Consider the following 11,638-nt stretch of genomic DNA (forward strand, 5'->3'; position numbering starts at 1 on the left):
AGGAATCAGCCGCGCGAACCGCGCGCCGCCGCGGCGGCCCGAGTCACTCGCTGACGCTGGCGGCGATGTCGCGGCGGTAGTGCGAGCCGTCAAGGCCGATGCGCCCGATGGCGTCGTACGCGCGCGCCCTGGCATCGGTGAAGTCCGAACCGACCGCGACGACGTTGAGCACGCGGCCTCCCGTGGCGACGAGGTCGCCGCCGGGAGCATCCGGTCCTGCCGTGGCGGCATGGATGATCCGCACGCCTTCGACCGCGCCTGCTGACGCAAGACCTGAGATCTGGCGGCCGGTCTGCGGAGCTTCGGGGTACCCCTCGCTCGCGAGCACGACCGTGATCGCGACGTCGTCCGAGAAGACGGGAGCGGGCTGGTCTTCAAGAGTTCCGGATGCCGCGGCGAGCAGCAGCTGCGACAGCGGAGTGCGCAGGCGGGGCAGCACGACCTGGGTTTCGGGGTCGCCGAAGCGCGCATTGAACTCGATGACTTTGACGCCTGCCGTGGTCAGAATGAGACCGGCGTAGAGAAGACCGATAAACGGGGTGCCTTCCGCATCCAACTGGCGGATCACCGGCAGTGCGACCTGCTCGGTCACGAGATCGACGAACGATGCTTCGCTGCCGAACTGCTCGTCGAGCCAGGGGAGGGGAGAGTACGCACCCATGCCTCCCGTGTTCGGGCCCGCGTCGCCATCGAAGGCGCGCTTGAAGTCCTGTGCGGGGCTGAGCGCCCGCACGGTGTCGCCGTCAGAGAGGAAGAAGAGCGAGACTTCGGGGCCGGCGAGGAACTCCTCGATGAGCACGGGGCCTGCCGGCAGATAGTGCTCGGCGTGCGCGAGTGCCTCCGCGCGGTCGGAGGTGACGATGACGCCCTTGCCGGCCGCAAGACCGTCGGCCTTGACGACATAGGGAGCGCCGAGATCGTCGAAGGCCTGCTCGACGTCGGTGATGGATGCTGCGCGGACCGCGCGTCCGGTGGGCACTCCTGCGGCATCCATGATGCGCTTCGCGAACGCCTTCGAGCCCTCGAGCTGCGCGGCGGCCTTGCTGGGCCCGAACACCGGGATGCCGCGCTCGCGGAGCGTGTCGGCGACGCCTGCGACGAGGGGTGCTTCGGGGCCGATGACGACGAGGTCGATCGAATGCTCGTTCGCGAAGGATGCCACGGCACCGCCATCGAGCTGATCGAGGGTGACGAGGTTCGCATCGGCGGCGATACCGGCGTTGCCGGGCGAGACGAAAAGCTCGTGCCCTGCGCCTTCGGACTTCAGGGCGAGAATGATCGCGTGCTCACGGGCACCGGAACCGAGGACGAGAATCTTCACGACACCAGACTATCGAGGCCCGCGCGGCAAGAGACCACGGATGCGGTGTTCCGCCCCTTGCTAAGCTCACCAGCCGAGGGGAGCGTCAGTCGGATGCTTCATCGGAGGGAGCATCATGACTGACCAGCAGCCGCAGGAACCCACGTGGCAGACCCCGCAGCAGCCCGTGCCGCCGCAGCCTCCGGCACCGTATCCGGGCGCTCCCGCTGCGCCCCAGAACTATCCCGCCCCTCCGGCCCAGCCGGGCTACCCGGCCCAGCCCGGTTATGCCCAGCCCGGTTATGCCCAGCCCGGCTACCCGGCCCAGCCCGGTTACGCACAGCCTGGCTACCCGGCCCAGCCCGGCTACCCGGCACCGGCCTACGGCGCAGCCGCTCTCCCGGTGTACCCGGCCGTGCCGCGCGGCGCGAGCAGCCCCGATGACCTGACGCTGCCTCTGTATGGCGCGACGTTCGGCCAGGCCATCACTCGCTTCTTCAAGAGCTACGCGACCTTCACCGGACGCGCCTCGCGCAGCGAGTACTGGTGGGTGCAGCTGTTCATCGCTCTGGTCGCGTTCGTCGCCATCGTGCTGATCGCTGTGAGCGCGGGAATCAGCGCCGCGCAGTCGTATGAGACAGGAGATGCCGGCTGGGCCGTTGCCATCACCGCTGTCGTGGGCGTCGCCTTGGCGATCTTCGGCCTCGGCATCATCGTCCCAACGCTCGCGATCAGCTGGCGCCGTCTGCACGATGCGAACTTCGCCGGTCCCTTCTGGTTCCTGTCGTTCACCTACGTCGGTTCGCTCGTCGTGCTGGTCTTCACGATCCTGCCGTCGAACCCGCAGGGACAGCGCTTCGACCGGCGCTGACCGAGGTCGCTTCAGAGCAAGACGGACTGCTCAGAGCACGACGGGGCGTTCGTCCGAGGCATCCCAGGGCACGGTCCACCCGCAGGTGTCGAAGAGGCGATCGAGCACCATCGCGGTGAATCCCCACACGATCGTGCCGTCGACGTCGAACGCCGGGCCCTTGAACACATCTGACCCGCGAGCGATGGTCGATGTGTAGCGCGTGGCAGGATCGAGCAGCTGTGCGACCGGAACCCGGAACACCTCGACGGTCTCGGCATGGTCGACAGCGGCGACCTTCGAGGGTTTCGTCCACCAGCCGAGCACGGGGGTGACGTTGTGGTTGCTGGCGGCCAGCGGCAGTTCGGGCAGGGTGGCGAGCACCTCGACCCCGGTCGGATCCAGCCCCGTCTCCTCTTCGGCCTCGCGCAGAGCGGTGTCGATGAAGTCGCGGTCCTCGGGGTCGCGCCCGCCTCCCGGGAACGACACCTGCCCCGGGTGAGATGACAGCGTGGACGCCCGCCGCTGCAGCAGGACGTCGAGGTCTCTCGCAACAGCGGCATCCGTTGTGCGGGCGGGGATGCTGTCGAGCACGCCGAACAGGATCAGCACGGCTGAGGCGCGGGCCTTGGCGCCTTCGGGCAGCGGCGGAAGCACACGGCGGTCCCAGCCGTTGCCGTGCGCGGCGGCGAGAAGCTGGGCGCGCGCACCTTCCGGTCGCTGGTTGTCGGTCACCATTCGAGCCTAACCCCGCCATAGGCTGAGGGGATGGCCCGCAAGATCGACACCGCTGAAGGGCGCACGGCTCTGGATGCTGTGCGCACAGCGATGGCTGCCGGGGAGAAGCCCGCGCGCACGGCATCGGCCACCGCGGTCCGGTATCTGCTGCAGCTGCTCGATGAGAAGGCGCCGGGGAACAGCGTCGAAGTGCGGGTGCCGCCCTTCGGGGCAGTGCAGGTCGTGCAGGGCCCCCGCCACACGCGCGGCACTCCTCCGAATGTGATCGAAATGGATGCCGCGACCTGGGTCGCACTCGCGACCGGAGCAGAACCATGGGCGGATGCTGTCGCGGCCGGCCGCGTGCATGCCTCCGGCACGCGCGCTGACCTGAACGGGTTGCTGCCGCTTCGCCCGTGAGGCGGTCAGCTCACCTCTGCGCGACGACCAGCGGGACCCCGGTGGTGGGGTGGGGGAACACCTCCACTCTCTGCCCGTACACCTGCGCGATCCGCTCGGCAGTGAGCACCTGCGCCGGAGATCCGGTCGCGATCACCCGCCCGGAGGCGAGCAGCGTCAGCCGATCGGCGTGGGCCAAGGCGGCATTCAGATCGTGCAGCACCACGGCGACGGCGGTGCCGGCATCCGCACTCGCACGCAGCAGTCGCATGACATCCTCGTGATGTCTGAGATCGAGCGCCGCGGTCGGCTCGTCCAGGAGCAGGATCGGCGTCGACTGCGCGAGCGCACGCGCCAGCGCAACCCGTGCGCGCTCGCCGCCCGAGAGCGATGACACCGACCGATGGGCGAGTTCGGCCACCTCGGTCGCTCGCATGGATGCGGTGACGACCGCATCATCGTCGGCCTCGAGCGGCGTGCGGGCCCATGGTGCGCGTCCCATCCGTACGACCTCTTCGGCAGAGAACGGGAACGACACCGTGTTCTCCTGGAGCAGTACGGTGCGGATGCGTGCGAGATCCCGAGGGCGCATCGCGTCCAGCGGACGACCGTCGATCGATACAAACCCGGACTCCGGTGAGACGTCGCCCGCGAGCACCGCGAACATCGTCGACTTGCCCGCCCCGTTCGGCCCGACCAATGCATGGACCTCGCCGGGGCGCACCTCTATCGCGGCGTCTTCGAGGATCGCTCGCCCCCCGGTGACCGGCCGTACCGTGATCCCGGATGCTGTCAGTACGCTCATGCCCAACCTCCTGATCGTCGGCGCGTCCGCACAAGCAACCAGAGGAAGAACGGTCCGCCCACCAGCGCGGTGATCATGCCGATCGGCATGTCGGCCAGTGGCACCGCGGTTCGCGCGACGAGGTCAGCGAGAGCGACGAGGAGAGCGCCGCCGACGGCCGACGCGATGATGAGCGGCCGGTGCGCCGGTCCGATGAGCATGCGCATCAGGTGCGGGACGACGAGTCCGACGAAACCGATGATCCCCGCGAATGCGACTGCCGCACACACGAGCACGGCAACGGTGATGATCACGGTGATCCGCAGCAGCTCGACGTTGAGGCCGAGGTGGCGGGCCGTGCGCTCGCCGAGGGCGAACAGATCGAGCCGTTGGCCGACGACGAGCGCCACGACGAGCCCCATCGCGGTCAGCGGCGCGACGAGTGCGATGTTCTGCCACAGGGCACCGTTGAGCGAGCCGAGCTGCCAGAAGACGATCTGCTCGCGCGTCGACGTCGTGCCGAGGAATGTCAGGAACGCCATACCCGCTCCTCCGATCGCGTTGATGGCGATGCCGGTCAGCAGCAGTGTCACCACCTCGGTGCGGCCGCCGGATCGGCTGATGAAGTACACCGCCAGCACTGCGACGAGCCCGCCGACGAACGCCATTGCTGGTGTCATCCACATTCCGAAGGCGGCCAGGCCGAACGTCAGGCTCGCTGCGGCGCCGAGCGCTGCTCCCGACGAGACGCCGACGACGCCGGCGTCGGCCAGCGGATTGCCGAAGATCGCCTGCATGAGCACTCCGGAGACGGCGAGGGCTGCACCGACCAGCACCCCGAGAACGAGGCGGGGGAGGCGGATGGTGAGGATCACCCCGCTCGCGGATGCGTTGTCGGGCGCCCACCCGGAGTCGAGTCCGGTGGCACGCAGCAGGATGCCGACGATCTCGGCTGGCGACAGCAGGTACTGCCCGCTCCCGAGCGACACCAGACACGTGAGGATCAGTGTGATCGCGAGCGCCGACGTGACCACTGCGAATCGCGTTCCACGGTGTCTGGTCGGCGTCGTGGTGATGACCTCGCCGGTCATTCGGCGGTCTCGCCGGATGCGCCGGATCCGGGCGCGTAGAGGGCCCGCGCAATCGCGCGGACGACCTCGGGTGACCGTGGTCCGAAACTGAGGATCTCGGCATCCGCCATATCGATCACCCGACGGTTCGCACCTGCGGGAGTCTCGGCGACGGCGGGCACGCGCTCGATCAGGCCGTCGATACCGCCGACCGATTCCAGGCCGTCGGTCATCATCACCAGCACATCTGGCTGCGCGCCCACGAGCGCTTCGGCGGTCATGGGCTTGCTGCCCTCCCAGCCGATCTCACTGGCGACATCGATGCCGCCGACGGAATCGATGAGCGAGTCCGCTCCGGAGTCCTTGCCGAAGATGTAATACACGTTGGCGCCGCCGCGCACGTAGAGGAACAGCATCCGTGCCCGGTCCGCGGGGTCGGCAGGGATCAGTGGTGCGATTTCGTCGAGCGCCGCGTCGAGGTCGGTGTCGACCTGAGTGATCAGCTCTTCACCCCGGGTCGGGATGCCGAGAGCCGAAGCGATCTCGGTCACCAGACTGTCGGTGCTGTCAAGACGCCGTTCATCGGAGACCACGACGACCGGGATGCCCGCTTCGCGCAGCTGTTGACGCACCTCTTTGGGGCCGATCGTGGTGTCGGTGAGGATCACGGTGGGGGCGAGCTCGAGAATGGCCTCGGGATTCAGCGAGTGGCCTGCCTTGGTCACCACGGGCAGATCCTCGGTGCCGGCGAACGTGGTCGACGAGTCGCGCCCGACGACGTTGTCGCCCATGCCCAGCGCGAACACCGTCGAGGCGATGGTGCCGGAGATGTCTACGGCGAGAATGCGCTCGACGTCAGTCACCTCGACCTCGCGTCCTTCGGCGTCGGTCACGGTGACGGGCAGGTTCGGGGCACTGGTATCGGACACGGCCTCAATGGCGTGAGCGGGCAGGCAGGCGGTCGAGCCACCCGTGGTCGCGCGGACGTCGTCGGCCAGGTCGAGTTCCGAGAGCTGCCGCCCTGCCGCGGGGCATGGATCAGCTGCTCCCGCCTCGGATCCTGCCGTGGCAGCAGGGGCTGAGCAACCGACGAGGGTGACGGCGAGCATGATCGCGATGAGCGAGGGAAGACGCAAGCGCATTTAGGTAAGCCTGTCCTAATTTTTGACGTGGTGACGCAAAGCAGTCTATGGTCTGAATCGTAGGTTAGCTAAGCCTAACCAAATCTCCCACCACACACCCACGGCAGACGCCTTCCGCGCGCTCTGCCCTGCCTGGAGGCACCCGTGATTCACCCTGAGTCCCTCGCGACGACCCGCCGCACGCGCACAGCGCTGGCCGCGGTGCTCGCCGTGCTCATGACATTGTTCGGCACGATCGCCGCGCCGGTGGCGTTCGCGGCTGAGCGCGCAACGGTCGCGCCGCAGACGACGGCAGCATCCGAATCCGGCCTGACCATCCAGGTCGATGCCGCTGGGCTGCCGGATGGCGTGACCGGGGCGTATGCCGCGCTCATCGTGCAGGGCGACGACAAGGGGCTGAACAACATGCAGTACGTCGCGTTCGCTCTGCCCTTCCCCGCAGTGAATGCGGGAGCGACATCGTTCACGCTGAACGCACCGGCTGCGGCTCTCGATCCTTCGCTGACGTACGAGGTGGTGCTGTGGAAACAGCACAGCGCCTTCACACCGGAGACTCTCTACGGGCGTTCGGTCGTGTCGGTATCGGCGCCGCAGTGGGACGCGGTCTTCCCGCCTGCTCCCGAGCCAGAGCCTGAGCCTGAGCCGGAACCAGAGCCGGAACCCGAGCCGGAACCCGAGCCCGAGCCGGTGTTCGAGCCGGCGCTCGACGTATTCCTCGCCGATGGCGTGACTCCCGCCGGTGACACCGCCCTGCACGCCGGCGACGAGATCGTCATCGTGGGCAGCGGCTATGACCCGGCCGCGAACATCGGCGGACGAGGTGTACCGATTCCGAACACGCTGCCCCAGGGCACCTATATCGTCTTCGGCGACTTCGCCGCGAGCTGGCAGCCGTCATCCGGCGCAGCATCCAGCACTCGTTCTGTCGGCACGCAGTTGTGGGCGCTTGCGGAGGGCGTCCTCGATCAGGTGCCCGAGCGGTATCAGGACGCCATTCGCGCGCAGTGGGTGAACATCGCCGACGACGGCACGTTCCGCGCGCACCTCACCCTCGCGAACGCTCCGGCAGCTCCGGAGGGCGGCTCGTACGGTGTGTACACGTACGGTGCGGGAGGCGTCGCGAACGCCGCACAGGAGCAGAGCGTGCTGCTCGACTACTCCACTGAGCCCGAGCCCGAACCGGAGCCCGAGATGACCGTCGCGAACGCGGCATCCGTCAGCGGTACCGACCTCGTCGTCAACGTGAGCGGTGAGGGGTTCGTCGACGTCCCCGGCGTGTACGCGGCTCTGATCGAGAAGGGCACTGAGGCCGACGTCACGGCATCCGATGGCTATCTCGCCATGCAGTACGTGCGAACGATCACTGATGGCGCATTCACGACCGCACTGACCACTCCAGGCGACGCACTCGATCAGTCGGCGGCGTACGAGGTGATCACCTGGCGGCAGCACACGACTCCGAAAGCCGACACGATCTACGCACGCGGCGACGTCGCGATCACGGCTGCGCAGTGGGCGCAGCTCGAGCGAGACGAGCCGACCCCTCCGACCGATCCGACGAGTCCGCCGGCACCTCCGACGCCACCGTCGGCACCCGTGGCTGGCGGCTCACTGAGATGGGCCATCTCCTCGAGCTTCGTGGACTATGTGACCGGCCCGATCGCAGGCGGTGAGGTCTTCGTCTCCGGCGGTGCGACGCGCTCCGGAGGGCAGTTCCAGTTCGGACAGGCCGCCGGCAGCACGTACGACCCGTCGACCGGAATCGGCAGCACCGGCTACACCGGATCCGTACGATTCACCGGCCACGGCGGCGTCCTCAGCGTGGCGGTGTCGAACCCGCGCGTCGAGCTCGTGTCGGCCACGACAAGCACGCTCTACGTCAACTACGGCGGCTCGCGCGTGCCGTTCGCGACGCTCGATCTCGCAGGCGGAACGAAGACCACAGCAAACGGCGCCGTCACCTATACCGCTGTTCCGGCCGCGCTCACCGCCACCGGCCGAGACCGGGTGCTCAGCGGGTTCGCCACGACGCTGAACCCTGTCACCTTCACGATCGGGACCACAGCTGCGGCCCCCAACGGCACGGTGGGCACGGTGGCCGCGGCATCCGTCCAGTCGAAGAGCGAACTCCCCGCCGCCCCGCCGACGGCGGAGGGGGCGCGCGCTGATGCGGCGAATCTGAAGGCCTTGCAGTCCGGAGCATCCGCCACAGTCACCGCCTCCGGGTTCCAGCCGAATGAGCAGGACATCAAGGTGGTGGTGTACTCGACGCCCGTGCTGCTCGGGACGATCGAGGCGGATGCCGATGGCATCGCGACCTGGACGGGGGCGCTGCCTGCCACCCTCGAAGACGGTGCGCATACGCTCACCTTCCAGGGCTCGGTCGACCGAGGCCTCGCATTCACCCTCGCACGCGCGTCGGAAACGGTGATCGGCCAGTGCACAGTGGAGGGGGCGACGCTGAACTGGGGATACAAGGAGAGCTTCCGCAACTACATCGAGGGCATCGCTCATGGCGGTTGGGATCTCACCGGCGTCGAGTACGTCTTCCCTGACTACGTGTGGTCGGGCGGCGCCGGGTCCTACGACCCGAAGTCCCGGTCCGGCCTCGTCGGGTTCGGCGGCATGATCGCGTTCCACGGGCACGATGGAGCCCTCGACACGACACTCAACGATGCCCGCGTCGAACTCGCCGGAGACACCGGGTACATCGTCTTCGACATCAGCGGCACCACTCAGAGCGGCGAAGCGATCGACGCGAAGGGTGTGCGATTCGTGGAGTTCGCGCTCGCGGATGCCGACACTTCAGGCGGCGTGCTGACGATCGACGCTGCGGCAACGATGTTGACCGAGGCCGGCTCCGCGGCTTTCGGCACGTACCCCGCGGGGGAGCCGTTCGATCCGGTGTCGGTCGCGATCCCGGTCGGCACGGACTGCGGTGTCGCTCCGATTGCCGGTGGCGAGGATGAGGCTGTCGAGACCAACGCTGTCGCGGCGGCGATCGAGCCGATCTCGACGGACGGGCCCCTCTGGCCGTGGCTCGCAGGGGGCGGCGTGGTGCTGCTGCTTCTGGTCAGCGGCGGCATCCTGTTCGCGCGTCGCAGGGGCGCTGCAACGGAGGTCATTGACGCCTCGACGCCCGACGCCTGAACGCTCTGAGCGGGGAACGCCCCGGGGGGCGGCGTTCCCCGCTTAGGCCCGGTCGTTGTCGAGCGGCGGTGCTGCGGGAACAGTGGGACAATGGATGCATGTCTTCCACCGATTTCACCGAGACCGTCGAGGCTACCGTGCGGCGCGTGCCGCGCTACGGCGTCTTCATGGCGATCGGTGTGGTGCTCGGCATCATCGCCGCCGGCATCCTGACGATGGTGGGCAGCTACGAGCCGTCCGAGACGCTCGATGTCATCTACACGCCGAACCAGGTCTTCGGGTTTACCCTGCTGTGGACGGTCCCGATCGGACTCGCACTCGGCGGCCTCGTCGCGATCCTGCTCGAGCGCATCGCACGCAGGCACGATCGCGTCGTGCGGGTCGACCGAGAGACGATCGTCGCCTCCGACTGAGCGTTAGGCGAGTTCGCCGATCACCGGGCGAATGGCCGCATCGAAGGCCACGACGTCACGTCGGAGTCCGTCGGTGACGGCGACAGTGAGTGCGCCGATCCACCAGACTCCGCGCTGCGAGAAAGGCAGCACCTGCACGTTGAGTTCGAAGGAGTGGGCGCGCCGACCGACTTCCCGCTCGAACTCGGCGATCGCGCTGGCGTACGCCCGATAGGCGTTCGCGCCCGATGCGGTCTTCATCGTCTGGAAATAGCGGTTGCGCGCATCCTTCGCGTACTGCAGCGCGGAAGCCTTGAGCGGCTCGATCGCCGCGCGAAGCTCTTCGGCTCCCTTAGCCGGCAGTGCGACGAGAGTGTCGAATCCCTCCACGAGTTCGAGAGGCCCCTCGGAGGGATGCGCACGCGGTTCGATGGTCATGTTCCAGTACTCGCGCCACTGCTTCTCGAGTTCCGGCGTCGCGTCGACGGCATCCGGCGCGCGAAACTGCAGGTCGCGCAGCGACGGCAGATCGTCGGGCTCGCGGATGCCGAGCATCTGTCGCAGGGCCAGCGCGATGAGCACCGGAACACCGGCGTCCTCACGAATCAACCACTGCGGCTTGTCGGCCATGGCCCCATCCTATGGAGATCGCCGAGCAGAAGCTGGCTTCTCGGAATTCAGACTGCTCGCGCGACTGTAGTCTTGTGTCGTGGCTGCCTCCTCCACCAATCCCTATTCCGAAGCCGGCGTTGACACTGCTGCGGGTGACCGCGCGGTAGAGCTGATGAAGACTTCCGTGCGCGCGACGCACGGACCCGAAGTGCTCGGCGGTGTCGGCGGTTTCGCCGGCCTGTTCGATGCCTCGGCTCTGCTCGGCTACACCAAGCCTCTGCTGGCGACCAGTACTGATGGTGTCGGCACGAAGGTCGCGATCGCGCAGGCGATCGATAAGCACGACACGATCGGGCAGGACCTGGTCGGGATGGTCGTCGACGACATCGTCGTGGTGGGGGCGAAGCCCCTGTTCATGACCGACTACATCGCGTGCGGCAAGGTCGTCCCCGAGCGCATCGCCGACATCGTGCGCGGCATCGCCGACGCGTGCACCGCAACCGGCACCGCGCTCGTCGGCGGCGAGACCGCTGAGCACCCGGGTCTTCTCGGCCCGGACGACTACGACGTCGCCGGTGCAGCGACGGGCATTGTCGAGGCCGACGCCGTGCTGGGCGCTGAGCGCGTGCAGGACGGCGATGTCGTTCTGGCGCTGGCATCGAGCGGTCTGCACTCCAACGGCTACTCGCTCGTGCGGCACATCATCACCGGCGCGGGCATCGGCTACAGCGATCAGGCAGCAGAGTTCGGCAAGACCTGGGGCGAGACGCTTCTCGAGCCGACCCGCCTGTACACGCTGCCGCTGCTGCGCCTGATCGACGCACTCCCCGGCGACAGCATCCACTCGCTCAGCCATGTCACCGGGGGTGGCATCGCCGCTAATCTCGCTCGTGTGCTGCCGGTCGGCAGCTGGGCCGAGATCGATCGCTCGACGTGGTCGCCGAGTCCCGTGTTCCGGGTGCTCAGCGAGATCTCCGGCACCAGCCTCGAATCGACCGAGGGCACCTGGAACCTCGGCATCGGCTTCCTCGCGGTCATCGACCAGCGTCAGAAGGACGCCGCGATCGCCGCGCTCGCCGCAGAAGGCATCGATGCCTGGCAGGTCGCCACAGTCGGCATGGGCCAGCGCCCGGCCGGAGAATTCGAAGAAGGCGCCAAGGGCGTCGACGGCGGAGCAGTGCGCCTGGTGGGCGCATACGCGGACGGAGCGAAGTAACACCCC

The 11,638-nt window shown here is 68.0% G+C and carries 11 protein-coding genes; 5 read left to right on the plus strand and 6 right to left on the minus strand.

The features are described 5' to 3' along the window. Positions 1-43 precede the first annotated feature (43 nt). Positions 44-1,321 carry a phosphoribosylamine--glycine ligase gene (gene purD / locus ACN0RC_RS06050; RefSeq protein WP_417509831.1) on the minus strand — a complete coding sequence of 426 codons (1,278 nt, stop codon included), beginning with the start codon at positions 1,319-1,321 and terminating at the stop codon, positions 44-46. Positions 1,322-1,436: 115 nt separating this feature from the next. On the opposite strand from purD, the gene ACN0RC_RS06055 reads away from it, so the two are divergent. Continuing rightward, positions 1,437-2,171, plus strand: a complete 735-nt coding sequence (locus tag ACN0RC_RS06055; protein ID WP_417509833.1) for a DUF805 domain-containing protein — start codon at positions 1,437-1,439, stop codon at positions 2,169-2,171. 30 nt (positions 2,172-2,201) lie between these two features. Here the strand turns inward: ACN0RC_RS06055 and ACN0RC_RS06060 are convergent, their stop codons facing one another. After that, complete coding sequence (locus tag ACN0RC_RS06060; RefSeq protein ID WP_417509835.1) at positions 2,202-2,888, minus strand: NUDIX hydrolase; 687 nt, start codon at positions 2,886-2,888, stop codon at positions 2,202-2,204. A 30-nt stretch (positions 2,889-2,918) separates the two neighbouring features. On the opposite strand from ACN0RC_RS06060, the gene ACN0RC_RS06065 reads away from it, so the two are divergent. After that, positions 2,919-3,287 carry a sterol carrier family protein gene (locus tag ACN0RC_RS06065; RefSeq protein WP_417509837.1) on the plus strand — a complete coding sequence of 123 codons (369 nt, stop codon included), beginning with the start codon at positions 2,919-2,921 and terminating at the stop codon, positions 3,285-3,287. A 10-nt stretch (positions 3,288-3,297) separates the two neighbouring features. Here the strand turns inward: ACN0RC_RS06065 and ACN0RC_RS06070 are convergent, their stop codons facing one another. From ACN0RC_RS06070 to ACN0RC_RS06080, 3 genes are read right to left on the minus strand one after another with little or no spacing between them, the layout of a single operon-like run. Beyond that, positions 3,298-4,071 (minus strand): heme ABC transporter ATP-binding protein, encoded by a 774-nt coding sequence (locus tag ACN0RC_RS06070; RefSeq protein WP_417509839.1) that lies wholly within the window; start codon positions 4,069-4,071, stop codon positions 3,298-3,300. Next, positions 4,068-5,141, minus strand: coding sequence for a FecCD family ABC transporter permease (locus ACN0RC_RS06075; protein ID WP_417509841.1), 1,074 nt, complete (start codon positions 5,139-5,141; stop codon positions 4,068-4,070). Before ACN0RC_RS06075 ends, ACN0RC_RS06070 begins: the two co-directional genes overlap by 4 nt. Next, positions 5,138-6,262 carry a heme/hemin ABC transporter substrate-binding protein gene (locus tag ACN0RC_RS06080; protein ID WP_417509843.1) on the minus strand — a complete coding sequence of 375 codons (1,125 nt, stop codon included), beginning with the start codon at positions 6,260-6,262 and terminating at the stop codon, positions 5,138-5,140. The genes ACN0RC_RS06075 and ACN0RC_RS06080 overlap by 4 nt, the downstream gene beginning before the upstream one ends. Positions 6,263-6,406: 144 nt before the next feature. On the opposite strand from ACN0RC_RS06080, the gene ACN0RC_RS06085 reads away from it, so the two are divergent. Together ACN0RC_RS06085 and ACN0RC_RS06090 are read left to right on the plus strand one after the other, a co-directional pair. Further along, positions 6,407-9,412 carry an HtaA domain-containing protein gene (locus ACN0RC_RS06085; RefSeq protein WP_417509845.1) on the plus strand — a complete coding sequence of 1,002 codons (3,006 nt, stop codon included), beginning with the start codon at positions 6,407-6,409 and terminating at the stop codon, positions 9,410-9,412. A gap of 98 nt (positions 9,413-9,510) precedes the next feature. Continuing rightward, the gene (locus ACN0RC_RS06090; RefSeq protein ID WP_417509847.1) at positions 9,511-9,825 is read left to right on the plus strand and encodes a potassium transporter Trk; all 315 of its coding nucleotides are present in this window, start codon (positions 9,511-9,513) and stop codon (positions 9,823-9,825) included. 3 nt (positions 9,826-9,828) lie between these two features. Here the strand turns inward: ACN0RC_RS06090 and ACN0RC_RS06095 are convergent, their stop codons facing one another. Beyond that, complete coding sequence (locus ACN0RC_RS06095; protein WP_417509849.1) at positions 9,829-10,434, minus strand: zinc-binding alcohol dehydrogenase; 606 nt, start codon at positions 10,432-10,434, stop codon at positions 9,829-9,831. A gap of 79 nt (positions 10,435-10,513) precedes the next feature. Here ACN0RC_RS06095 and purM point away from each other — a divergent pair, with 79 nt between their 5' ends. Continuing rightward, positions 10,514-11,632 carry a phosphoribosylformylglycinamidine cyclo-ligase gene (gene purM, locus ACN0RC_RS06100; RefSeq protein ID WP_417509851.1) on the plus strand — a complete coding sequence of 373 codons (1,119 nt, stop codon included), beginning with the start codon at positions 10,514-10,516 and terminating at the stop codon, positions 11,630-11,632. Positions 11,633-11,638 lie beyond the last annotated feature (6 nt).

Source organism: Microbacterium sp. (assembly GCF_048259935.1).
Classification (GTDB): domain Bacteria; phylum Actinomycetota; class Actinomycetes; order Actinomycetales; family Microbacteriaceae; genus Microbacterium.

Excerpts from the sequence above, each read along its gene's own strand:
- ACN0RC_RS06055 (WP_417509833.1), top strand. The coding sequence starts at position 1,437 with ATGACTGACCAGCAGCCGCAGGAACCCACGTGGCAGACCCCGCAGCAG.
- ACN0RC_RS06060 (WP_417509835.1), bottom strand. The coding sequence starts at position 2,888 with ATGGTGACCGACAACCAGCGACCGGAAGGTGCGCGCGCCCAGCTTCTC.
- ACN0RC_RS06065 (WP_417509837.1), top strand. The coding sequence starts at position 2,919 with ATGGCCCGCAAGATCGACACCGCTGAAGGGCGCACGGCTCTGGATGCT.
- ACN0RC_RS06070 (WP_417509839.1), bottom strand. The coding sequence starts at position 4,071 with ATGAGCGTACTGACAGCATCCGGGATCACGGTACGGCCGGTCACCGGG.
- ACN0RC_RS06075 (WP_417509841.1), bottom strand. The coding sequence starts at position 5,141 with ATGACCGGCGAGGTCATCACCACGACGCCGACCAGACACCGTGGAACG.
- ACN0RC_RS06080 (WP_417509843.1), bottom strand. The coding sequence starts at position 6,262 with ATGCGCTTGCGTCTTCCCTCGCTCATCGCGATCATGCTCGCCGTCACC.
- ACN0RC_RS06090 (WP_417509847.1), top strand. The coding sequence starts at position 9,511 with ATGTCTTCCACCGATTTCACCGAGACCGTCGAGGCTACCGTGCGGCGC.
- ACN0RC_RS06095 (WP_417509849.1), bottom strand. The coding sequence starts at position 10,434 with ATGGCCGACAAGCCGCAGTGGTTGATTCGTGAGGACGCCGGTGTTCCG.